The following is a 24,008-nucleotide window of genomic DNA, read 5'->3' on the forward strand; positions in this document are numbered from 1 at the left end:
GCCGGTGGGCAGTTCTTATTGGCCGCTACTGGGCACTTTCATGTCCGCCAGTGGGCAGTTTTTCATGTCCGCCGACAGACCGCCAACAAACAGTCGTTTCCTTCTTGCTGCACTTCCGCATGCGTGCGCTACCGCGAAGGCTTTACCAAAGTATTTCTTCATGATTCCGCCTAATCCCACCTATGAACCCAACAGGGCCAGTCATCAGGTTACGGCTGTGGCGTCGCGTTTTTAGGAAGTATCTAATTTCGCCTTTTCGAGTACTTGCTCAACGTCGGGGTGGGCAAGGAGAGGCAGACGCGTTGCTCAGCGTTCACGCAGGGGTCGGAAGGGAGTACCGGTGGACCGTTTGACGCGCCTGCTGGAGGCCAAAGACTGGAGTACAGGCAGACCAACAAAAATCGTCTAGCTACGGCCAAACAGATGCGCGATGATGGTCACTCCGCTCGCGACATTGTGAAGTACCTGGGCGTCAGCCGCGCCACCGTCTACCGCTACTTCTCTGAAGAGGTTGCAGTGTAGGCGAATGGCGATGCGAAGGGAAACCGCTACTACGTCCCGCCGAAGGACGACCCACTACGTGCAGCCAACATTCTGCGTGCCGCTGCGGGCCTCGTACTGTTTCATCGAAATCGGTTACACCGCAATGGAATTGAGCGACGATCACGTTACCAGGCACCTAGCCCGACTCGGCCGGCACTGCCGAGAGGAACGGCTACAGCCGCTGCGGGGCCATCGTTTGGTCTTAATGCCGTAGTCGTCGCATCTTGGACACCCTCTTGTCGGAGGGAGAGAGGAAACTCCCCTCATGAAATCCGTCCAGCAAGGACGAATCCTCACAGGTCAGGAGTCAACCAAACTTGGGGCCTGTCCGCCTTTTCCAGGGGATGTTTAACGGCCGGGGTCGGGCACATCCCAGGTCAGCGCTGCGACTGGGTCGATGACACCATAGCCAATCTGGTTGTTCACCCCACCAGCAGGTGGTCTCGCGGTGCGGATCAACCGGTTGATTATCTGGTGCGACGACAGCTGCGGATACGTGGCACGCACCAGTCCCGCTACTCCGGAGACGATCGCGGTCGCGAAGCTGGTGCCGGCTGGTAGCAGCAATGAGTTGTCTGGACCATCAACCGCATTGATCAGATTCTGGTCCCGCGGGGATAAGCCGACGACGTCAGTGCCTGGTGCGGCGATCGACACCCACGGCCCGGCCACACTCATGTTGGTCAGTGGCGCCCCGGTGGAATCTACCGCGCCTACCGTCAGGACGTAGTCGTTCAACCAGGACGGCGTAACCACGGTTGTCAACCCGCTCCAGTCGCGGCGATCGCCGGGCTGCACCGGGTCGAAGGTCGGGTTCTGCTTGCAGTCCTTCTTACTGGTGTCGCCGGCAGCCGCAACGATGACGACGTTCTTATCGACGGCGGCGTAGCGAACCGCCGCGCCGAGCGAGCGCTGATCGGCGATGTTGCGCACGCTCATGCACAACACATTGGAGATGTTGATCACCGAAGCGCCCATGTTGGCGGCGTGCACGATCGCCCGCGCCATGGTCTCGACATCGTCGATTGTCGCGCGGGCCCGTGGATCGGGGCCGCCGGTGGGTGAATCCCTTGGGCCGAACGCCTGGCTAGATTGGCGAATCGAAATTAAATCCATATCTGGAGCCACCCCGCTGAAAGCGTCCAGACCTCGTTGCGGTGGTAGTGCCGGTGCTGCGGCAATCATCGACGCCACTATCGTGCCATGGGCGTCGCAGTCGGACAGCCCATCACCGCCTGCCATCGCATAGTCACCACCGCCAACCAGGTGCGGGAATCTTGGGTGGGGACTGACCCCAGTGTCAATGACGGCAACCTTTACTCCGCCCCCGCGGCCAAAAGCCCATGCTTCAGCCAAGTTGAGCATTTCCATGTATTTCGGCTGCACACGAAAGTCGGTGCCCGGCAAAACTCCAACTTCGGTGCAGTACGCAAACTGCCGCATAGGCTCCGCAGGCGCCGGCGGGCCATCGGGCGGTAGAGCGCCGGGATCGATGTTGGGCGGACTGAGCGCGTTGCCTGGTGCTAAGGTCGTGGGTGGTGCACCCGCGCGTGTGAGCATAGGGCCGGGTGCTAGTAGTCGCAACGCCACCCAGGGCGCTGGGCTGGGTGTAGAAGTTAATCCCAGGGCCGTACGAGCCTCGCGGGTGTCGTCAACGCCGGATCGCACACCGGAATTAGAAAGCCACCATAGCGATTCAGTCGTCACCGCGCCCGGATTATTGCCGGTGACCGCGACGAAGTTGGCATACTCGGAGCCGAAATAGACGCGGTCGGCTTCGTCGCCGGAGTTATCCGTCTTCGCAAGCGATACCACCTTCTTCGTGTCACGCACCGGAACAGTGGACCCCGACACCACCTGCACGCGAGCCCTACTCTTGCCGGAGGGCCTTTCCCACCACCAGCAAGTAGTGGGGTTTTGCTCCACCTTGACCACGTTGAGCGGACTGTCGGGATAGGCCGACAGATCTAACGCCTGGACCACCGGCATCTTGGCCAACGTCGCAGGCGCCACCACCACTGGCGAACTGCCTCCCGGCGTGGCCGCGTTCTGCATGATTTGCGCCACGGTCGGCGTAATGGTTTGCACGCCATCGGACAAGACCAACGAATATTCTCGGGCACCACTAATTTGCGGTGTGACGAGCACGGCTCCTACTGGCGCCGGCGCTCCGGAGAACTTCGCCGGACTGCCAGCATCAGGCACCTCTGGCACTACCAGTTCCGGCCCCACCGGCAAGGCATCATAGAGTGCGCGGCTCATCGGCCGCGCCTGCTTGACCTCTTCAGGCGTCAAGCCCAAAGGCAACAGCACTGCCAGGTTCGCCGCATCAATGCGTGACCGGCGTCCCTCCCGGACAACCCACCCATCGCCACCGTGGCTCAGCACCACCGCGTCAGAGCCGTCGAGTACGCGCCGACGATCCGACAGATCTGGGGTGCCATCGATTACCGTCACCACCACCGGGGATGGCGCCTCCCCGATCGGAGTCGCGGTCACCGTGTCGCAGACCAGCCATGACGATGTCCCAGGACTTGTCGCGGAATATGAAGGCGCGCCCCTGCGCTCCTTCGGAGCGATCAGGTAGCCAATGACGCCGATGACGGCGACCACCACCATTACTGCCGTCCCGAGGAAGACCCGTGAACGCACGCGCCGCTTCTGCTTCACGGCCGACGAGCGCGGGTCATTGTCTGATGGCGACCGCGGGGTAGGTCGCGGCAGAGTTCGTTTCGCTCCCTTCCAGCTGTTTGGCCCCGACCGTGCGGATGCGCCGTCCGGTTCCCGAATTACGGCTAATGTGGGCGATTCCCCGAGATGCGCAGCGACGGTGGCACTGAGCTCTTTGCTGTAATCCGTGTCTTTGTCCGTCTCTGTGGCGACCCTAGCGCTGAGGGCTTTCGCGAAGGCTTGGCACCGACCGAAACGGTGGGTGGGATCTTTGGCCAGAGCTGTGGCAAAAACGTGGTTGAGGTGCGCTAAGTCTGGGCGCCGGTCGCTAAGTGCAGGGGGGGTGGCATTCAAATGTTGGCCGATGACCGCAATTGGGTTGGGATGCTCAAACGGCGGAGCACCGGTGAGAAGGTGAAAAGCTGTGGCAGCCAACGCGTACTGGTCGGCGCGACCATCGATGTCTGCACCCATCAACTGCTCGGGCGCGGCGTAGGCCAGTGTGCCTACGGTGAAGTTGGTTGCGGTAAGTCCACTTATGTCGCCGAGTGGCCGTGCAATACCGAAGTCGGCCAACAGGATGCGTGGCCCACCGTCCTCGGGCTCGCTGAGCAAGATATTGGCGGGTTTGACATCGCGATGCAACAGTCCGCGTTTGTGGGCGTAGTCCAGTGCGTCAGCAACAGCGGTGACTATGGCGCAGACGTCCTGCATCGGCATACCGGCCGGGTGGCGGCTTTTCACCAGTCGCCCGGCGTCGGTGCCGTCGACGTAGTCCATCGAAATCCACAGCTGGCCTTCAAACTCGCCGCGATCATGTACGCCGACGATGTTCGGGTGCCACAGCGTCGCGGCCAAGTTTGCCTCGCGGTGGAATCTTTCACGGAATTCGTTGTCCGTTGTTATTGCCGCGGACATGACTTTCAAGGCGTCGCGCCGTGGCAGCCTAGGATGCTGACCGAGATAGACCTCGGCCATGCCGCCAGAACCCAGCATTTGCAGGATGGTGTAACCCGCGAAGGTTTCCCCCGCGCTCAGTGGCATGAGGTGCATCCTAAGCAGTAGGAAGCGACCGAGGGATTCGAATCGAATTTAGCTTCCAAGCTCCCTCAGTTCGCAAACCACAGCGATGTACTGGCGGCGGCAGTCCTCAAGGTAACAGCGGTGAGCAGCTTTGAGACATGGCAGGAACAGTTGTGGCGGCCCCTGCGCAGCTCGCAGCGGTGAATGGGTGGGTGCGCGTCTACCAACATTCGGGTTCGTAATATCTTGTATGGACTTCGCACAAAGGCTGTTGCGAGCCAAGAAACGAACGCACGCCGCCAATAGCGACAACCTTCTAGCGAGTCTCTGATGACCAGAAGAAGGCGGCTGGCCGCTGTCGGCGGCGGCTGAAAATTGACCCCCCGGCGGCAGCGCCGGGGTCAGATCTCACGTGCCGCCGACAGAAGTGACAAGATCGAGCGTCCTGGATTGGAATACACTCCGCGTCAAACTTGTTTTTTAAGGTGATGACCAAATTCGAAGGTGCTCAGCAAAGCTGCAGCGATAATGGTGGCACGCGTGTGGGGTACGTCCGTGTCAGCACAGTAGCCCAAACGTTGGAACAACAGACCTCGGCGCTCGCAGCGGCTGGTGTGTCGAAGACTTTCTCCGACACTATGTCTGGTGCTCGGGATGACCGGCCTGGTCTTGGTGCGCTGCTGGACTATGTGCGCGAGGGCGACAGCGTCGTGGTCTGGAAGCTAGACCGGCTTGGCCGCAATCTCCTTCACGTGTTGGAGACAGTCAAGGCATTGACAGACCGCGGCGTAACGCTGATCTCGACCACCGACGGCATTGACTCGTCGACTGCTGCTGGCCGCATGATGATCGGGGTTCTGGGGGCGCTTGCCGAATACGAACGCGAATTGGTCAAGGAACGCACCGCTCTCAAACGCGAGATGTCGCTTGCCAAGGGCATGAAGTTCGGGCGGCGTAGGAAGGTCATCGACCCGAACCACGTCGCCACGGCCATGAGGATGAGAGATGAGGGCCATACGGCTCGCGACATCGCGAAGTACCTGGGCGTCAGCCGCGCCACCATGTACCGCTACTTCTCTGAAGAGGTTGGGGTGTAGGTGAATAGCGATGTCGAACGTAAACCGCTATTACGTGCTGCCGAAGGACGACCCTTTGCGCGCAGTCAACATTCTGCGTGCGGCTGTTGGTCTGCCTCCGTGGGTTGACATTGCTTACAGGGCAGCTGAATTCAGCGACGATCCGCCGTTACCCGACACCTAGGCCGACTCGAGCGGCACAGCCGAGGGGAACGGCGCAAGCCGTCATTGGTCCACCGTCCGGTCTTATATGCCTGAGTCGTCGGATCTTGACCTCACTGCCCTTGTCGGTGGGAGAAAGGAAACTGCGCTTATGAAATTGACAAACGCTCAGCTCGACCGCGCCTGCGGCGTACTGCTAGCGACCGCCGCCGGTGATGCGTTGGGTGCGCCGTATGAGTTCGGCCCGCCACGTGGTCCAGGCCTTGAAGTAGCCATGGTTGGAGGCGGCGGGTTCGGCTGGGCACCCGGCGAATGGACCGACGACACCTCGATGGCCATCGCAATCGCCGAGGTAGCCGCCACGGGCATGGATCTGCGCACAGAAAAAGCGCTCGATGCCGTCGTGACGCGATGGCACGAGTGGTCCCAACGTGCCAAAGATGTGGGCATCCAGACCCGCTCAGTGCTCAGTCAAGCAGGCCGACAAGTGATCTCAGCGGCCACAGCACGCGAAGAGTCCGCCCGGCTGCATGAGCAGACGGGTCGTACCGCCGGTAACGGCTCATTAATGCGGACTGCACCGGTAGCGCTGGCTTACCTCGACGACGAGGCGGCACTGGTCGAAGCGGCCCGTGCCGTCAGCGAATTGACGCACTATGACCCCGAGGCCGGTGACGCTTCCGTCTTGTGGTGCTCCGCGATTAGGCATGCCGTCCTTTGTGGTGAGTTAGACGCTCGAATTGGCCTGCAGCACATCGACGAATTGCGCCGCGATCTTTGGGACTCGCGACTCAAAGGCGCCGAGTCGTCGACCTCGTCGGACTTCACCAACAACGGCTGGGTGGTCGAAGCCCTACAGGCAGCGTGGTGCGCCATTGCGACAACCCCTGTTCCTCAGGATGACCCGGCAGGAGGCGTTTTCCGCGCTGACCACCTGCGCCAGGCGCTCGACGCTGCAGTGCGGGGTGGGAGAGACACTGACACCGTCGCGGCTATCGCAGGCGGTTTGCTCGGCGCTGTCTATGGGGCCTCAGCGATTCCGGCAGACTGGCGTCGGGTGCTGCACGGCTGGCCTGGGATGCGAAGCCGCGATCTCGTTACGCTAGCCACCAGGATTGTGAAGGCGGACAAGCCTTTCGGCTACGCGCCATCCGGGATGACACCGGTTCGGCATCCCCACGATGATGGGGTCTGGCTCGGAGATGTTTCAGCGTTGCAGAGTGTTCCGCCGGGTGTAGAGGCTGTGGTTTCTTTGTGCCGGGTAAAAGACGAGGACTTGCCACCGGGCGTCGAGCAGATCGACATCCGATTAATCGACATCGTCGGCCCGGACGCCAACTCCAACTTGGATTTTGTGCTGACTGACACGGTGCGCGTCATCGAGCAACTGCGCGGCGAAGGCCGCAAGGTGCTCCTGCATTGTGTGGCCTGTCAGAGTCGGACACCCACGGTGGCCGCACTTTACGGAGCGCGCAAGCTTGGGATTAGTGGGGCGTTGGCGCTTCAACAGGTGACTGCAGTGTTGCCAGACGCGTGGCCGAACAGTGACTTTCGAGCGGCGATTGGGCGATTGGCGCCATAACTTGCCCGATGTGAAACACGCACTGCCCCCGCCGGGGGTCGACTAACCACCTGCTCGCGGCTGGTTGCCCCCAATGGGGGCACCACACTCAGCGGGCCGCGCATTACTGCTTGCCCCCGACGGGGGCGCCTCCCCCTGCCTACGCAGGCCGGCGTTACTGCTGCCCCCAAGGGGGGCGTCTCGAGTGCCGGGCGGCGCAGATCCGACGGTTTGTCGGAGCGCCGCGTTAACTTATGGCGATGCGCTGGTTTGCCCGTCCCGAAAACAACGCCCTCCAACTCAGGGTGGCGCCACGGCTGGCTTCGTGGAACAAGGCCGGCGATCCAGACCAAGTTCGACTGCGGGCGTATCTGGATGACACCGAAGCGCTTCTCGCTGCCGCACGCATCGACGGCCCATGGTCGCTCCGACTTGACGTTGGGCTTCCGGCCACCCGAGACCTACTCGACGCATCTGACCTCGACAACTTTGCGTACCCACTCGCCTACCACCTGAGGGACCCTGGCCTGGTGTCGGTGTGGTGCACAAAGGAGACCAGCGAGCAGTCGTTTGTGCGCATCGACGCTGCCAGGGAGGTTGCGCCGCCGTCGACAGGCGTGCTGGTCGCGACAACAACAGCGTCGGCATCGTCGGTAGCGTTCAAGGAGCAGATCTACGCCGCGGTCGCGGGCGAGTCAGAGATTCCGGCAGGCCCCGTCAGGCTGGAACTGTCGTTTGTGGTTGGTGCTCGCAGGAACTGGCTGAACCTCTGGAAGCAGACTATAGACTCGCTCGACGCAATCCTGGGACGGACCAATCCGAATCGGCGCTGGCATCCGCGCGATGGCAGGATTGTTGAGCTTGGCATGCATTTGGAGGTTGACCGCGCCGCGCGTAACGAGGTCGTAGTCGGCATCGCTGCCACCCAAGCCTTCCTCGAAGTCGGACACACCCGCGCCTGCGCGACGCAGCCCGCGCCTGTGGCGGCCGGACCTTCAGCCCAGACGCCATCAACAACCAATTGCCGCCCGGCGGCAAGCAACTCGAGCCCTCATCCGCCGGGTGATCTGACGTCGAGGCAGACGAATGCACGTCCGCCCTTCGCCGCCGAAATCGAACGGATCCTGCTCGCCCACCAACGAACGCGCTACGCCAAGGTGCTTAGCGGGATGAAGCGCGGGCTCACCGACGCGGAAATGTCGAAGGAGGCCGGCGCCGCCGGTGAGCCATGTCGCGCCGAAAGCATCGCCTATATCCGCAGGCTCGTAGGTCTTGTCCTGGATGACGAGCTTGTACCCGCACCGTCCGACGCTGTGAACCAGGCCGCGATCTACCGGGAGCTTCTAAACTACCGGCTGACTCCTGAGCTGCTTCAGCACATCATGACCCGATTGAATCAGCTACGACAGCTCGACCCCGCCGTCAAACACACGCCCTTGGGCAGTGTGCATCTCGGCGCCGGCGACGCGCCACAATCCCGGGATTCGCAGCAGGCGTGCCCACATTGCTTTCTGACGCACAGCGGAGAGTGCTTTTAGACCGCTAGGCTCTCCGGCGCGTTCGTCCGGAAACGGCCGATGCTTCTGCGCGGTTCGTGACCACGATTGTCGCGTGATCAAGTGAGTGATCTGACGAAGAAACCCCCCCGGAGATTCAACCACGAAAGCATGGTGCTGATGGGATTTCGACGGGGCGGTGCGGGTGAACCAGCGGCGGCGCGGGTGAACGAGCCGGGCCGCGCCTGGTGGTTTGCGCTGACTTATTCCGCCGGGTAACTCGGCAGGTTTTCCCCGCTTTCTAGCGGACCTACTGACTTAATCTGGGCTCATGACTGAGAACGATCCGGTCGACTTCATCCACGACCCTGACCTCTCCATCCGTGATCTGTCCTATAGCCGCAGCCGGACCCGCCAGCTCTTGGACCTCACCAAGGGATCGTTCTTCGACATGGGCTTCGGCCCCCGGGAGGACGACGTGGCGACCCCAGAGGATCTCGACTCGGACGAGGACTGGCCCAGTGATCGCCTTGAGACCTACGTCAAGGAGAAGCCACGCGGGCCAGGATATGTGTGCGATGTCGTCTATCACAGCGAACAGCTTCCCGTGACCGTGTACGCCGTCCTGGTCAACCGCGGCCAGGGCCTTGAGGTCGCCGAACTAGAACTGTTTCGCCCGGACTGGGGCTACACCGACGGATTCGACCACTACGTGCCGCCGGAGACTCCCGAGCAGTTCGACAGCAAGGACCCGCCAGCACTGATCACCTCCGACGTCCTGCGGCGCATTCCGATCGGCGAGATCCTTGCCCGGACCCAGCGCCGCCTCGCCGACGAATCGTGGCGCACCGAAGGTGTCCAACTCATTCCCCCACCCGGGGAGGCGGGGCGCAATATGGCCGCCGACGAGCTGACCGAGGAACAGCGGCGAGCGCTTGAGAAGTCGTCGGCGATCGGAGCGCGCCGCCGCGGGCGGCCCGAGCTCAGCGACGAGCTGCTGATCGAGGTCGCCGAGGCTTACATCTGGGAGGCGGGCCGGGGCCGTGGTTCTCTCAACCGTATGGCGGAGATCTTCGACCGCCCCGAGGCAACCATTCGTGACTGGATCGCTCTGGCGCGCCGACGCGGCTACCTCGCACCGACCAAGTCGGGCCGCCGCGGAGCCGCGCCGGGTCCCAACCTCCCGACCAACGCGAAGGACACCGAAACTGCTGATCACGAAGGGGGTTTTAAGGCGAATTTGAGCCTGGAACGGCGCCGCCACATCATGCGGATGATCGAGGGCGAGGGTGTGCTGGATGCCGACCTGACGGAAGACGCACGCTTGCTCTACGTCGTCGGTGGCCTGGTGTGCAACGACGTCGGGTTTGTACGCCAATCCGATCTAGAGGCCGCTATGGGCGACCCCGCTGTGGTCGCGGCGGCCATGGAGATCCTCAACAAGGCCCACCGTCGCGCGGCGGCCCGCAACGCGTCCGGGAAGCAGAAGAAGCAGCGTCGCCGCCGCTAACCACCACGCACACCCCACTACCAACGGCCGCCAGGCCGGGAAAGGACATAGATGAGATCTTTGGTAAACGATCCACAAGGCACCGCCCTGTGGATCGAGCGCGAGGCCCGCGGCATGGACCCCATGCAGATGTTCCGCGAGTTCGTGCAGAACGGCATCGAGGCCGGCGCGACCCGCGTGGTGGTGGACGGCTTCGCCGCTGGCACCCGTAATTTTGCCCGGATCACCGACAACGGCAGCGGCATGACCGGCGAGCAACTCATCGACCGGATGTCACACCTGCACTGCGGAACCACCGCGGCCAACTACGGCGTCGGCGCGCGCATTGCATCGCTCCCGGCCAACCCCGCCGGAGTAGAGTTCGCCTGCCGCACCGCCGACGGCACCGAGACCGCGGTGATCCTGCATAAGGAGCGGGGCCAGTACGGCGTGCGGGTGTGGGACTCCACCGACGCGGAGGGCTTCCCCATCAAGATCGAGCAGTACCTGCCCGACACGTCCGTCCTGGCCCGCCTCGACGGCGAATCCAGCGGCACCGCAGTGGTCCTGCACGGCTACGGCCGGCACAACACCTGGGACAATTCGACCAGCTACCAGGTCCACAAGTTCCTGTCGCGGCGCTACTTTCGCCTCGGCGAGCGCGACGTGACAGTGTTCGTCGAGCACTGTGGGTCCCACGCCGACCGAGCCCAGCTGCGCCGAGTCGTCCCGATGGCGGAGTACCTCAACACCCACGGCGAGGACTGCGGCGACGTCGAGTTCGCCGGGGTCGCCGCGATGTCCGGGGTGATGCGGTGGTGGATCCTGCCGCCCCCCTCAGACGAGCAGAACCGGCGCTCGGCCCGCGAGGTGCTGCCCGGCGGCGTTGGCCTGCTAGTGGGCAACGAGGTGTTCGACTACTCGCGTCACTATCTCGGCGACTTCGGGGTGATCTATCCCTCGGTGCAGAGCCGGGTGGTTTTGCTCATCGAGGTGACCGGCGCCGAGCAGGACACCGCCCGCTCAGGGGTGATCCTGCCCGGTGATAGCCGCAAGACGATCCCGTGGAAGACGCTGGGCGCCTATTTCGCCGAGCACATGCCCGCGGAGATCGACGATCTTCTCTCGGAGGTCACGGTAAACCCCACCGTTCTCGACACTGAGCTGGCCAAGGCGCTGGACCCGGAGTGGTTCAAGAATCTAAGCCCGGTGCGCGTCAAGCGTAGCGGCGGCGTCGAGACCGGGGTGGGCACCGAGGTCGGCGACGCGCTGCCGAAGCGGGATCCGAAGAGTTCGGCGGAGTGCGCCGGCGGATCACAGCCCCAGAAGAAGCCAGCGCCGGAACGCAGCGCGGACGGCGACCAGCCGGCCACGCCAACTCTGAAAGTGGTAACGCCTCAGGTGGAATTCACCGACCAGGAGATCGAGCCCTACGGGATCGCGTGGTACCAGACCCAGAACAAGATCCTGATCTACGAGCAGTTCCCGCCGTACGTCCGGGAAGTGGAGCGATGGGTCCAGAAGCTGCCCGGCATGCAGCGTTCGATCATCGAGGCAGCGGTGAAGTCGGCGTTCAGCGTCGAGTACGCCGCGACGATCATTGACGCCAACGCGCAGAAGAAGTGGCAGCTGGCGCCCGAGCAGGTCGAGGAGCTGAAGACGCCCGCCGCGCTCTACGCCAAGGCGCTTGGGATGCAGTCACTGACTTCCCGGATCGAGCAGTACATCCGCGACACCGCCAAGCGGGCGTGAGGATGTTAGCTGACGTGGCCCTTAATCTACCCCGATGGAAGAGCGACGAGGGAGACGGTCCCGGCGCGGCTCGGGTGAAGCCGCCGCGGCCGGGCGAGGACACCGCGGAGGTCATGATCACCGTCAAGACCTACCCCAACCCGAGCGAAACCTACGGCGAGACCGTCTGCGTGGCAGGCGTCCGACTCGACCGCGGCCAGCCCGAGTGGATCCGCCTTTACCCGGTGAAGTTCCGCAACGCCGACTTCGACAGCCAGTTCAAGAAGTACGAGATCATCCGGGTCAACGGCACATATCACCAGGCCAACGACAACCGACCCGAATCGTTCAGACCGCGCCAGGACGAGCTAGTGCACGTGGAGCGGTTGGATACCAGCAGCAATTGGCAACGGCGGAGGATGATCCTCGACGGTCTTATCGGCGCTACCACGATGTGCGAGCTTCTCGACGCAAACCCAATTGGCGGAATGGGAAAGCCCTCACCGTCTCTCGGCCTCATCAAACCAGTTGATGTCTCGGCAATCGTGGTCGACGGCGAACCCTGGACCGCCGAGGAGCAGGCGAAGATCAACAACGCGTCAGTGCCCGACCTGTTTGGCACTTCGCTGACGCCATTGGAGCCTGCTCCGTACGCGGTCCGGTTCCGGTACCGCTGCGCCTCGGCGAACTGCAAAGGGCACGACCAAAAGGTGCTCGACTGGGAAGCTGGACAGGCAGGCAGACGGTGGCTGAAAGAATATGGCGACGCCGGTGCAAGGGAAGCGCTACTGACAAAGTGGCGCGACGAGATGCTGTCGCCAGACCGGGACTTCCACTTCTACGTTGGAAACCAGAATCGTCGTCGCCGATCGTTCTCGGTGCTTGGAGTCTGGTACCCAAAGATCGAGGACACCTTGTTTTAGACGTGCACTACGGCGGCGTTGGGGCGGGTGTTGAGGACGCGATCGACGACGACGTTCCGGTGGCACTCAGCATGGTCCTGTTCGAAGCACAGCAGCGCGACAGCGCCACCGTCCAAGAGCTCGCAGACGTGTTTGAGAGCCTCGGTTGCAGCTACGGTGTCGAGCACCTCGCGGTAGCGGTCAATGGACTTGGGCTGACCCGCACGAAACCCGGCGCGGTTGTCCTTCGGATTACCCAGGGCGCGATGGTGCACGTAATCGATACCCGCGGCGTGGAGAGCAGCGGCGAGTTTCGTCTTCGACAGCCCGGGCTTGCGACTGAGTGGCGTGAATCGTACGTCTACGAGGACCCGGACGTCCTGCTCGATCAGCTGCGCGACGAGGTCGCCAACGGTCTTGCCCTCGTAGCCGATGCTGACCAGGGTCCCTGCTGCGGTGGTCCGCGCATCGTTCGCGTGAGAGATGCCCATGATCCTATGGTGCATTACCTCCGGTGGCGCATAGGACCGAACCCCGGCTATGTTCCCCTTGCGGTCGCGTGGTGATCGAGAGCGGCCGATGAGATCGCTCTGGAAGTGGTCAATCGCCCTTAACCTGAATTCGCCCAGAACGAGCGCTGCTGAAAAAGGGAAACCTCGGCTGGAAATGCGCTGGACCGTGGCATGAGGACAGGTGCAGTTACTCTTACCCGGTGGGGATGTTCGGTCGGCTTTCGCCGCGTCAGCGGCTGCGGAGAGCGACCCAGGAATCGCTATCGGTGCCCACTTTCAGCGCTCCACCTGATTGCACACCGTGGGTGATCGGTGGCCTGTGGCCTGCCGAGTTATCGCCCGGGCACCGGGAGACTGCGACGCTTGCGGAGTATCTGAAGGTCGACCTTCAGCGGATCGCAACTTCTGCAAACGACGATCTACGAGCCATCAGCCGCGCAGGAAAGGAGTATGCGACGCGGCGTGAGGCCGAGGCGCGATTGATCGACGAGGCCCGCAACCACGCGGTACGCCGGGTGGAGTCCACCATGCGTCAACTTCGGCAGATGAGACAGCACCCGCGCCCCGAGTCAGCGCCACCACGCTCGGGGGTAGACGCCTCCGCCGAGCGCGACAGGACGCAGGTTCCGTCTGTCACCCGCGAAGCAGCACGACCGACTGACATGGACAAGACGCAGGTCATCCCCGCTGTCACCGATGGGTACCCTCAGGCCACCATGGTGCCCGGCCGCGACGACCCACAGGCGGAACAGCAGCCCGATGGCGTAGACCGCGATGGACTCGCCGACGACGCGGCCAAGCACCGGTTACGACGCGCCGACGGCTAAAGCTAGCTTCGGAGCGGGTGCGCTCTACCCGATTGCGTCCACTCGCGACCCAGCGGTCGGGCCGGGTGTCACGCTGGCTTGTCGACCGCTGTTAGCTTGACCCCAGAGCGCGGCAGGTCCGTCATCCGCAGGTCTGGTCGCCCAGCCATGGCGCGAGCGCTCACGAACATCTGGTGCACCACCGATGGCGGCAGATGACGGTCCGCATCCCGAACTGACCAAAACTCGCGCCCCGGGTGCACGTGCTCGCGCAAGTGCGCCTCGATCCTTGGCACAAGCGACGGAGGCAGAGCCAGATCCCTGGTGCCCGGAGTGGCGGTGACGCCGCCGGCAACATCTATGTCACCGACGACGTATCCAAACGCGTGGTGAAGCTACTGCCGGCTCGGCCACCAAGACCGTAGAGTGATTAAACTCCCCAACAACTTGAGCCAACACGGCCTTCCGACAAGGACATCCAATGCGTTTGACGCTCAGCTCAGCGGGTGCTGCGTTTGGTGAGCGTGCCGTCTTCGAATCGGAATCCGCCGGTGGGGCCACTGCAGTCGATTCCGCCTTTGGGCAGCGATGTGCAAGAGTAGTCGCCAACTTCAATTCGGCTCATGGGCGGCAACACCTTTCCCCCGGGCGGCCAACCTTCTGAGATGGTGTTCTTCGGTCCGTCCGGGGGGACGAGGCTGACGTGATCGGGGACGCCTTCGAAGGGGGGCATGCTGACGTGGGGGGTGTCCGGAGGAAATGGGACAGAGCATTCCACGCCGCCGGGGACTTGACTGTCGTGGCGTGGAAAGATGATGCATTTGCGCGTAATCGGTGCGGATGTGTAGATCCATTCGTAGTACCCGGGATATTGGGATAACTCGTAATCGGCGGCGTCAATGGTGTTGACGGCGACACTGAGCGTGGTGGTGGTCGTAGTTGAGGTAATTGTTCGCGTTGACAGCGGGGTTGTTGGCCCCGGTTGCGACCAGGATGGTGTCGATTCCGTGGGTGATCGCTTCGCAGCCGACTCCGCATCAGCGGACACCCATCGCTCAGCCAAAACGCCTCCGGTGATCACGAGTGCGGCGATCGCGATAGCAAGAGCAATCTGGCCGGGTTTGTCACGCTGCCGACGCGGACGGTTATCCGTCTCCTGTGCACTCTCATTGCGCACCAACGGCTTCGTCGCCTTTCCGCGCGGCCGCGGCGGCTGGTTTTTCGGCTGGCTTGTTCCGGTCCGATCCGCACCAACCTTCCCCTTCGGCGACGAGGCCGGTCGGGACACGTTCCCGGCACTCGTCCTGCCCGGCGACGGCTTCGGCGACTTTGCGCGTGGCTGCGGCGGCTGGCTTATCGGCAAGTTTGTTCCGGGTCGATCCGTGTCCACCTTCTCCTTCGGTGTCGAGGCCGGCCGGGACGCACTCTTGGGCTTACCCGTTGACGGTGCTTGGTTGTCAGCGTCAGCCTCGGTTGGGTTCGTTCCTGACACCACTGTGGTGGGCTTGGTCGCCAGCATTGCCGGGTCGTGCGTGTCGCTTCTAGGGCCGGCTCCAGAGACCCTGGCCAGCGCGAAGGCCCGGGCGAACTCTGTGCAGCTCACAAACCGGTGATCGGGTCGTTTAGCCAAGGCGACCGCCAAGACGGAATCCAGCGCGCGAAGCTCCGGATGGGTTTGTGCCAATTCGGGAGGCGTCGATGTGAGGTGTCGGCCGATGACGACGGCCGCATTGGAATGGTGAAACAGTGGCCTGCCTGCCAGCAGGTGGTAGGCCGTGGCAGCCAACGCATACTGGTCGGCCCGCCCGTCGAGTTCCTCACCTGTCAGCTGTTCTGGTGCGGCGTAGGCCACGGTGCCGACGGTGAAATTTGTCGCCGTCAGGCCGCTGATGTCGTCGAGACTGCGCGCGATCCCGAAGTCTGCTAGCACGATTCGCTGATTATTGGCGGTGATCATGATGTTAGCCGGCTTGACGTCACGGTGCAGCAGTCCGCATTCATGGGCGTAGTCAAGAGCACTGCCGATGGCGGTGATGATCTTGCTGACTTCATGGGGCGGCATACCCTGCGAAAACTGTTCACTCAGCAGATGCGCAGCATCGGAGCCGTTCACGTAGTCCATCGAGATCCATAGCTGACCATCTTGTTCGCCGCGGTCATGTACGCCCACGATGTTGGGGTGCCACAGGGTGGAGGCCAGGTCGGCCTCACGGTTAAAGCGTGCCCGAAAGTCAGCGTCGGCTGAAATTTCGGCCGCGAGGACTTTGAGCGCGTCCCTGCGTGGCAGGCGCGGATGCTCGGCAAGATAGACCTCGCCCATCCCTCCCGACCCGAGTAGGCGCACGATCCGGTAGCCGGCGAAAACGTCCCCTTCGCTCAGCGGCATACTCGGATCCTACGAACAACCGGTCGGTTCCCTTATCGCGACTGCGACATGCCAGCCCTTCACCACGGCCTCAGCGCACGTCCCCGTCAGCGAAATCATTGTCTTTGCGCCGCAACTCGCTGAGTTCGCTGAGGGACATACCCAGGTCTACGGCCAGATGAATGAGGGCTTGGTCGGCCGGTGGCATTGCCGTCGAAATGGCGTGGAGAGGAATTCATACCGATTTCAGATCGGATCTGAGACCATCACTCCGTCACTGCGGCGGCGCATATTGCGGGCAGTACGCTCGGGTTGCATCGAGCACCAATTGGCTCATGTCATGTGGTGAAAGTCCCTGTGCCTGCAGGGTGTTATTGAGATTGATCAGCGCGATCTGACGCGGGCTGACGCCGATCCCGAAGCCGCCCTGGCCGTACGCATCACAGGCTTGGTGGCCATCCGCAATCAATTGATCCGGTGGGCCTGCTACCCCGTGTGTTGCGAGGAGTTGCAGATATTGGTCGTCAGCGCTATCGGCTTGTGCGGTAGCTGCTGGTAGTAGCACCGCAATCACGATGGCGAGGATCGCTGTCTTCATATGCCTATGGTGCGCCTGTCAGGCGCCCCGCGGGAGAGACTTTTGACCTTCGCGGGCCTCGTCAGTGATGCCATCTCGCCTTATCATTTCCCACCAGAAACACCGGTTGCCGCGGTTCCCGGCATCGTCACCCAAAACCCACGCGGCCCTTGCGGTAAGGGTGGGGTCGCTGACGCTAGCGGTGATGCGGCGGTTGGTCGTCGTGGAGCCGGCCGGCCCGGATACCTACGCGCCCAGTCGGTAAGCCAGCGCCATGGCAAGGTCGCTGTGGTACTGGCGGGCATGCGGGAACCGCTCCAAGCACACGGCGATGTCGTCCTCGTGGTCCTCGTCGTCCTTCTCGGGCTGGGGGCACCAGAACGCCACCACCGTGGCCCTGGCGGCCCTTATGCCTTTCGGACCACGTGACCCACTGCCCTCGCACTGGATCACCGCCACGATCCACCGGGCCTGGGCTCCGTACTGCCGGCGCAGGGTCCGCAGGGTGAAGGTGCCGTAGATGCCGCACCTGCAGTGTTCGCCGGGAGCCTCGTGGGGTGGGACACCTTCTTCGGTCGGGGCGAGGCAGGTCGCCGTGCATTGACCTTGCTCGTCCCAGTGACCGGCATCCATCACCACCGACTGCGGTTGGCCGCCCCGGATCACGAAGGTTCTCAGCGCGTAGACGACATCCACCAACTCGCCGACCTCGTTGCCGAAGGGGTGCTCGTCGGTCATTTGGCCTGCTCCTGATCAGGTGTTTGAGGTGTAATGGGTGTAACGGGCTTCGGCAGCGGATAGCGCCGCCACAGGTTGGGGAAGGGGGCGTAGCGATAGCCCCTGGCGTTCTCGCCGTTCTTGCCGCCGCGGCGGAACTGCTCGGGTGCTACCCCGAAGGTGTGCAGCTCGTTCCGCAGTTTGACGCCGGTGAGCTTGGCCCATCGCTCATCCACCTCGACCAGACCGGCGAGGATCTCCGCGGTGTAGAGGTCGATCCAGTGGTGCTTGGCGTACACCGGCTTGAGGTCGTTGAGCAGCAGCACTCGCTCGCTGGGTGCCTTGGCCAAACCCGCTACACCTGTTACAGCCGCTACACGTGCCCGATCCCGCCACTGACCACCGGCCAGATCGCCGATGACGACCACCGGCTCCCACAGGTCGGCATCACGGTCCTCAACGCCCTCGGGCATCTCGGGCTCGTAATTCGCAGCCTCCTCAGCGATGAGCTCCGTCCAGCAGGCTAGGGCATTGCGAAGCGGCTCAGCCTCTTTCGGGCTGCGGCGTTTGTTCCACCGCTTCACCTTCTCCTCGGCCGCCCGCTTCTGCATCTGGATCACGATGGACCGGGTCCGGATCGTGGAGGGCACCTGGTTGATGTCCATCTTCCCGGCGATAGCCATCGGGCCGTAGACCACGAAGTCGGACGCCTCGTACCTCCCATCGACCCGGACAGTCTTCGTGACGGCGCCGCCCCGCTCGAATCCAGAGTCGATGATCTGACGCATGTCCTCATCGCTGCGGCCCTCACCGAACCGTGTGTCCATCTCATCCAGAAGCAGCGCCGGCTGACTGCCGTTGATCCTGCGCTGTTTCTCGATGGAGTAGGTAGCCGCCGCCGCCGTCATCCTGTCGGATCGCTTCGCATTGGGCACCAGGTGCTCGGTCACCGTCATCGCCCGCGTCTTGCCACAGCCCGACTCAGGGCTGATGAACAGCAGTCGCGGAGTGTAGTACCAGCACGGCATCAGGTAGGTGTGTGCCGCCCACAGCACGTTGGCCCAGCGGTACACGTCGTCATAGGCCACGTAACAGGCAGCGAAATCGTCGCAGAGGTCCAGCACGGCCGCGCCCTCTTCCCGGGTGAGGTCGTACTTCACGTCCCGGCGTAGCAGATCCTCAAGCTGCGCCTGCAGATCACCGATGAGCTGGTACACGTTCGGGCTCCGTGGTCGGCTGGGGCGCCGGAGTGGGTGTGGGGACTGGCGTGGCACGACGCCGGCGGGCGGGCAGCGGCGCTGGGATAATTTCGATCCTGCGCTGGGGTTCTCCCGTCTCGCCCATGACGGCGATCACCAGACGCTCTCGGGTTATCGTCTTTATCGACGTCCAGCGACGGCGGCAGGATGGTTCGGCGACCTTGACCACTGGCTCACGCCTCCCCGGCCATGAGAGCGTCCAGCTCATTCAAATCAACCCGCAGCAATCGCTGCCCGTTGCGGTAGCCATGGATCTTGCCGTCGTCGATCAACTTTCGGATCGTGGCCGGGTGCACGTCCAGGTAGGCGGCGGCGGCGTTGATCCGAGCGAAGCGGTGTTCTCGCTCGGGTGAGGAACAGAATTTGCTGTTTGGCATGCCAAACCTCCACAGGTCAAAACACTGTGGAAGCGGCTAGCCCCAGGACGGAGGCACCTGCCCTCAGGCTGTCACGGCGCCCAGCGCCGGGGCGGACGTCCTACTAAATGACGGCGCAGCTCTCGTGAAAGCCTCCCGCTCGTGGGAGCGGGCTGGTGACAACTATACGCAAGACTCGCCAACAACGTCTGAAAACGTCAACGGCCGTCGGTCGTTTGCTGAGCAGAGCAGCGATTTCGCGATTCCGGCCTTGGGCGGCGTGCTGATACCGGAGGGCCGCTTGGGGTGGTGCAAAATCAATCGTGCTCGCCAAAGGACGGATCGCCAACCGTCCGCAGTACAGCTTCATTAGCCAACAGAACCAACAAGCTGACCTGCCGGTTGCTTGAACAGTCAACGCAGCTTCGGGATGGCGAACACCGGGAAAAGCGGACTGTAAATCCGTCAGCCACGCTCTCGGTCGGGGAGCTTCAGCGAGGCGAGCTCGATGGTGCCTGGCGGCCATACCAGGTGAGGGCTGGAAATCGCCTTAAGTCGGGAATGTCTTCCTGATACTTCGAGAGGTGGCTGCCTCCCACCGAGTGATAGTCGGCACCAGGGCTTTAGGCGGCTAAGTCGCGCAGGCTGCCAGAGTTAAGGCTGGCCGGGTGGCGTACCGCTGCCGCCATGTCCCGTGTTGCCCGAAATGCCGCTACCCGACGGGAACCCCGTCGGACCCACGGGAAGGCCGGCCCCTCCGGCGCCCGGGGTTCCTGGGGGGCCGCCAATTCCGCCCCTGGCTCCGTTACCGCCTGCGCCGCTCACCGAAGAGCCGCCGTCACCGCCGTTGCCGCCTGCGCCGCCAATGCCTGGCGTTCCACCTCTGCCGCCCGGAGTGTTTCCGGAGATGCTGCTGCCGCCGGCGCCTCCGTTGCCGCCTTGGCCCCCATTTCCGGCGGCTCCGCCATTGCCGCCGTGGCCAGATCCCAGGGCGGCGCCGCCTGTACCGCCGTAGCCTCCGACTCCGCCGTTCCCGCCGAAACCACCGCTGGCGAGCGTGCTTGAAGTGAAGAAGTCGGAGTTTCCTCCGGTTGCGCCGTCACCACCTCGGCCACCCATGCTGCCGGCTCCGCCATCTCCGCCGTTGCCTGAACCTGTGGCCGCGCCACCGGCACCGCCGACTCCGCCGAATCCACCTTCACCGCCGAAACCTCCGTAAGAGCCATTATCTGCGCCCTTCCCACCTGTCCCGGCGGTTCCCGCTGTTCCACCCATTCCGCCATTGCCTGTGCCGTTGCCGATGCCGCCAGCACCGCCATTGCCGGCGGCGCCGCCCATGCCGCCTCTGCCGACGAAGGTTCCGGTGGAGTCAGCGCCTTTGCTTCCATTCCCGCCGGTGCCGCCGACGCCGCCGTCCCCGTTCCTACCTGTGCTGCCTGTCCCGAGTGCTGCGCCGCCGTCGCCACCGGTGCCGCCGATACCGCCAGTACCGCCCGCGCCTCCGTTTCCTGGGGTGGAGATGGGGCCGAGGGCGCTCGCACCACCGTCGCCTCCGGTACCGCCAGTGCCGCCGACTCCGCCATGGCCGCCGTTGGCTGAACCGAGACCGGAGCCGCCCGCTCCGCCATGGCCGCCGTGGCCGCCGGCGGTTCCTTGGCCTCCATTGCCGTTAGTGCTTGTGCCAGGGGCACCCTGTGTGCCGTTACCGCCTTGGGCGCCTTGTCCGCCTTGTCCGCCTACAGCGTCTGTTCCGGCAGTGCCTCCCGTTCCGCCGTGACCGGCGACGCCACCCATTCCGCCGGTACCCCCACGTCCACCATCGCCTCCGGTACCTGCGCCCGTCCCGGTGTCGTCGGCGCCGGTGCCGCCCTTGCCGCCGCCTCCGGCTTGGCCGCCGGCGCCGCCGGTGCCGTTTGTGCCACCCGTTCCGCCGGTACCCGTGTTTCCTCCATCGCCGCCGCTACCACCGGCGCCGCCGTCACCGCCGTTGCCGCCAGTGCCGAGACCGGTGCCGGTGTTGGCGGAACCGGCACTGCCTTGACCACCGTCGCCACCACGGCCACCTGTCCCGCCGTCGCCGTTGATGCCGCCGTTGCCAGCACCGCCGTCGCCGCCATGGCCGCCGTGGCCGCCCGGGGTCCCGGATCCACCGACGGCCGCCGAGCCAGCAGGTGTACCGGTCTGCATGCCGGCCCCGCCGTCGCCTCCTGTACCTCCGGTCCCGCCGGTGCCCGAGGCACCTGTGCCATCGCCACCAGTTCCAGCGGCGCCGCCGGTACCACCGTGGCCACCCGTGCCGGCGCCCAACCCGTTGTCTGCGGCACCAGTGCCACCGTGGCCACCTTCCCCGCCGTTGCCGCCAGTGCCACCAATTCCATTGGTGCCGCTCACCCCGTTCTGACCGAACAATGATGAGGCGCGACCCCCTGCCCCGCCGACCCCACCGGCACCCCCTGAACCGCCGGCGCCACCGTCACCTCCGTCGCCGCCGATGCCATTAGATACGCCGGCCACTCCAATCCCACCGTTACTGCCTGTGCCACCGGTACCCCCGGTACCACCCTGGCCGCCCTGTCCGCCAATGCCGCCGTTACCGAACAACCAGCCGCCCGCGCCGCCTGCGCCACCGGCACCGCCAACACCACCGGTACCGCCGGATGCGCCGGTGAAAGAACCCCCAGAAGCGCCGAGCGTTCCGGTTCCGCCAGCGCCGCCGGTCCCACCGTTGCCGAACAGACCTGCGTCGCCGCCTCGCCCTCCTGTCTGACCGGCCGCACCTGATCCGCCGTTTCCGCCGTTGCCGAACAGGATCCCGCCGGCCCCGCCGTTCTGGCCCGTTCCCGCCACGCCATCGGTGCCGTCACCGATTAACGGACGTCCCAGCAACGCCTCGGTGGGCGCGTTGAGCAGCGCGAGCAGGGGGTTCGCGTTTGCAGCCTCCGCGGTCCCGTACGCCCCAGAAGCCCCGCTGAGTAGCTGCACAAACTGTCCATGGAAGGCCTCGGCTTGACGGCTGAGCACCTGATACTCCTGCCCGTGCAGACCGAACAGTGTCGCGACTGCCGTCGATACCTCGTCGGCTGCGGCGGCAAGGGGCTGCGTTGTCGCGAAGGCCGCTGCTCGAGATGCTTCGTTGATCGTCGAGCCGATCCCGGTCAACTCCGTCGTTGCGGTCGCCAGCAAATCCGGCGATACAAACACGAATGACACCCCGATACCCCCCGGCCGTAGCAGTTTGGCGCCTTAACGATTCTCTTAGGCGGCCGATCGTATCGTCGCCGCGCTGCCAACTGCGCCGGTTTAGTCCGTTTGCCCGAAACTAATTGGCCCGGCGGAAACGAACTTTCGGTCCACGAATCTCCGGTTCGCTCCGTGGATACAATGCGCCTGAGGCGGTTTGTCAGCTCCGGGCAATAAGCTAACGCAGCTTCGGTTCCGTGGAGCGGTCGGAGGCGCTGGTAATACCGGACCAGCTTCAGGCAAAGCTCGCACCTTGGGCCAAGACGCTCTTGACGCCGTCAAGACCCGAAACCATAACCGCAGGTAACGAGCGGGACCGAAATGGAACGAAACGGAACAAAACGCCAGGTAAACTTGTATTTTGCCTGGTCAGGAGAGGGGTTCGAGTCCCCTTAGCTCCACAAATTTGACCACTCTCTCTTTTGTTCTCACCGCTTGCCGCTATAGCGTCGCGGCATGGTGGCTGCCCGTCGGCAGAAATCCCACCCCGCTAGAGGTTCCGTAGCCACCGAGCGCCACCACCGATTGGGTATTTCGGCCCCTGCCGCACGCGCGGTGGGAAACCGCAACATTGCATGACCGACGCCAGCAGGCGTTTGCCGTATGTGGTTTTTGTGGGGCTGAGGGGTTGGACACCATGTCGTTTGTGAGCGTGGCACCAGAGTTCGTTGGTGCGGCTGCGCAGAATTTGGCCAGTTTGGGCTCGGAGCTTCAGGCTGCCACCGCGGCGGCGTCGGGCTCGACGACGTCGGTACTGGCGGCGGGTGCGGACGAGGTTTCGGCTGCGGTCTCCGCGTTGTTCGGCGCCTACGGCCAGCAGTACCAGGCGCTCAGCGCGCAGGCGGCGCTGTTTCATGAGCAATTCGTCCAGGCGTTGACGTCGGGAGCGGGGGCGTATGCCACCGCGGAGGCGGCCAGTGCGGCGGCCGTCGCGGACCCGCTGACGAGCATCGTCGGTCAAATCCAAGCCACCGGGTTGTTCAATTACGACCCGGTCAAGATGCTGACGGGGCGCCCGCTGTTCGGCAACGGAGCCGACGGGGCGCCGGGAACCGGGCAAAGCGGCGGCGACGGCGGGTGGCTGATAGGCAACGGCGGCAACGGGGGGTCCGGCGCGCTCGGGAAGGCCGGTGGGAACGGCGGATCGGCGGGGCTGTGGGGCCACGGTGGTGACGGCGGGGCGGGCGGAAACGGCAAACCCATCTCCAGCACCGCAGGCGGAAACGGTGGGGCAGGAGGGGCCAACGGGTGGCTCGGCGGTGGTCCAGCCGGAGCAGGAGGGGCCGGCGGCAATGGCATCACCGGACCGTTCGGGGGTGGCGGGCAGGGTGGGAACGGAGGGACCGGCGGGGCCAACCGGCAGCTGTTTTCCCTGTTCGGCGGTTCCGGCGGAGCTGGAGGGGCCGGCGGGGCAGGCGGGTACGGCGGAACTCTGCCCCCTGGCCAAGTGATCGGAGCCGGTGCGAATGGCGGGCACGGCGGGCATGGCGGTAACGGTGGGGCCGGCGGCACCAACCAAGCCC

General features: G+C 64.1%; 17 protein-coding genes and 4 pseudogenes. 10 read left to right on the forward strand and 11 right to left on the reverse strand.

What is annotated here, in order from left to right; all coding sequences use genetic code 11:
* Nucleotides 1-279 precede the first annotated feature (279 nt).
* The gene (locus AWC08_RS39125; protein WP_264074885.1) at nt 280-522 is read left to right on the forward strand and encodes a helix-turn-helix domain-containing protein; all 243 of its coding nucleotides are present in this window, start codon (nt 280-282) and stop codon (nt 520-522) included.
* Nucleotides 523-906: 384 nt separating this feature from the next.
* Here the strand turns inward: AWC08_RS39125 and mycP are convergent.
* Both mycP and AWC08_RS37435 read right to left on the reverse strand, forming a co-directional pair.
* Nucleotides 907-3,162 (reverse strand): annotated as a pseudogene (gene mycP, locus AWC08_RS39130) (type VII secretion-associated serine protease mycosin); the annotation flags it as partial.
* 300 nt (nt 3,163-3,462) lie between these two features.
* Nucleotides 3,463-4,266, reverse strand: a pseudogene (locus AWC08_RS37435) (serine/threonine-protein kinase); the annotation flags it as partial.
* A 458-nt stretch (nt 4,267-4,724) separates the two neighbouring features.
* On the opposite strand from AWC08_RS37435, the gene AWC08_RS19870 reads away from it, so the two are divergent.
* The 6 genes from AWC08_RS19870 to AWC08_RS19900 all read left to right on the forward strand — a co-directional run bounded on the left by AWC08_RS19870 (nt 4,725) and on the right by AWC08_RS19900 (nt 12,674).
* Nucleotides 4,725-5,333: a recombinase family protein gene (locus AWC08_RS19870; RefSeq protein WP_069435236.1), complete on the forward strand. Its 609-nt coding sequence runs from the start codon at nt 4,725-4,727 to the stop codon at nt 5,331-5,333.
* Between the two features lie 292 nt (nt 5,334-5,625).
* Entirely contained in the window at nt 5,626-7,056 is a 1,431-nt protein-coding gene (locus AWC08_RS19875; protein ID WP_069435234.1) for an ADP-ribosylglycohydrolase family protein, read from the forward strand.
* Nucleotides 7,057-7,295: 239 nt separating this feature from the next.
* Nucleotides 7,296-8,573 carry a hypothetical protein gene (locus AWC08_RS38385; protein ID WP_232008119.1) on the forward strand — a complete coding sequence of 426 codons (1,278 nt, stop codon included), beginning with the start codon at nt 7,296-7,298 and terminating at the stop codon, nt 8,571-8,573.
* A gap of 289 nt (nt 8,574-8,862) precedes the next feature.
* Nucleotides 8,863-10,041: a hypothetical protein gene (locus AWC08_RS19890; RefSeq protein ID WP_069435233.1), complete on the forward strand. Its 1,179-nt coding sequence runs from the start codon at nt 8,863-8,865 to the stop codon at nt 10,039-10,041.
* Between the two features lie 51 nt (nt 10,042-10,092).
* The gene (locus AWC08_RS19895) at nt 10,093-11,772 is read left to right on the forward strand and encodes an ATP-binding protein (protein ID WP_142283689.1); all 1,680 of its coding nucleotides are present in this window, start codon (nt 10,093-10,095) and stop codon (nt 11,770-11,772) included.
* A gap of 113 nt (nt 11,773-11,885) precedes the next feature.
* Entirely contained in the window at nt 11,886-12,674 is a 789-nt protein-coding gene (locus tag AWC08_RS19900; protein WP_069435498.1) for a hypothetical protein, read from the forward strand.
* Here AWC08_RS19900 and AWC08_RS19905 read toward each other — a convergent pair.
* On the reverse strand, nt 12,671-13,144 hold the full coding sequence (locus tag AWC08_RS19905) for a DUF488 domain-containing protein (protein WP_069435495.1): 474 nt from the start codon (nt 13,142-13,144) through the stop codon (nt 12,671-12,673). The genes AWC08_RS19900 and AWC08_RS19905 overlap by 4 nt on opposite strands.
* A 221-nt stretch (nt 13,145-13,365) precedes the next feature.
* On the opposite strand from AWC08_RS19905, the pseudogene AWC08_RS38390 reads away from it, so the two are divergent.
* Together AWC08_RS38390 and AWC08_RS36655 are read left to right on the forward strand one after the other, a co-directional pair.
* Nucleotides 13,366-13,713 (forward strand): annotated as a pseudogene (locus AWC08_RS38390) (hypothetical protein); the annotation flags it as partial.
* 114 nt (nt 13,714-13,827) lie between these two features.
* Nucleotides 13,828-13,992 (forward strand): hypothetical protein, encoded by a 165-nt coding sequence (locus AWC08_RS36655; RefSeq protein WP_156803210.1) that lies wholly within the window; start codon nt 13,828-13,830, stop codon nt 13,990-13,992.
* Between the two features lie 478 nt (nt 13,993-14,470).
* On the opposite strand, the gene AWC08_RS19915 is transcribed toward AWC08_RS36655, so the two are convergent.
* The 8 genes and pseudogenes from AWC08_RS19915 to AWC08_RS39680 form a co-directional block, all read right to left on the reverse strand.
* On the reverse strand, nt 14,471-16,357 hold the full coding sequence (locus AWC08_RS19915) for a serine/threonine-protein kinase (protein WP_083271434.1): 1,887 nt from the start codon (nt 16,355-16,357) through the stop codon (nt 14,471-14,473).
* Between the two features lie 253 nt (nt 16,358-16,610).
* Nucleotides 16,611-16,934, reverse strand: a complete 324-nt coding sequence (locus tag AWC08_RS19920; protein ID WP_085088135.1) for a DUF732 domain-containing protein — start codon at nt 16,932-16,934, stop codon at nt 16,611-16,613.
* 225 nt (nt 16,935-17,159) lie between these two features.
* Nucleotides 17,160-17,651 carry a hypothetical protein gene (locus AWC08_RS19925; protein WP_069434671.1) on the reverse strand — a complete coding sequence of 164 codons (492 nt, stop codon included), beginning with the start codon at nt 17,649-17,651 and terminating at the stop codon, nt 17,160-17,162.
* Entirely contained in the window at nt 17,648-18,847 is a 1,200-nt protein-coding gene (locus AWC08_RS19930) for a DUF3631 domain-containing protein (protein ID WP_069434670.1), read from the reverse strand. Before AWC08_RS19930 ends, AWC08_RS19925 begins: the two co-directional genes overlap by 4 nt.
* 215 nt (nt 18,848-19,062) lie before the next feature.
* On the reverse strand, nt 19,063-19,266 hold the full coding sequence (locus tag AWC08_RS19935; protein WP_069434669.1) for a helix-turn-helix domain-containing protein: 204 nt from the start codon (nt 19,264-19,266) through the stop codon (nt 19,063-19,065).
* Nucleotides 19,267-19,480: 214 nt separating this feature from the next.
* A pseudogene (locus AWC08_RS38395) lies at nt 19,481-19,546 on the reverse strand (hypothetical protein); the annotation flags it as partial.
* Between the two features lie 353 nt (nt 19,547-19,899).
* Nucleotides 19,900-22,455: a PE family protein gene (locus AWC08_RS39135; RefSeq protein ID WP_069434668.1), complete on the reverse strand. Its 2,556-nt coding sequence runs from the start codon at nt 22,453-22,455 to the stop codon at nt 19,900-19,902.
* Entirely contained in the window at nt 22,401-22,724 is a 324-nt protein-coding gene (locus AWC08_RS39680) for a DUF3263 domain-containing protein (RefSeq protein ID WP_083271305.1), read from the reverse strand. The genes AWC08_RS39135 and AWC08_RS39680 overlap by 55 nt, the downstream gene beginning before the upstream one ends.
* Nucleotides 22,725-23,122: 398 nt before the next feature.
* Between AWC08_RS39680 and AWC08_RS19950 the strand changes: the two genes are divergently transcribed.
* On the forward strand, nt 23,123-24,008 hold an 886-nt coding region (locus AWC08_RS19950), incomplete at its 3' end, for a PE family protein (RefSeq protein ID WP_142283691.1).

It is taken from the genome of Mycobacterium gordonae (assembly GCF_002101675.1).
In the GTDB taxonomy this organism is placed as follows: Bacteria; Actinomycetota; Actinomycetes; order Mycobacteriales; family Mycobacteriaceae; genus Mycobacterium; species Mycobacterium gordonae.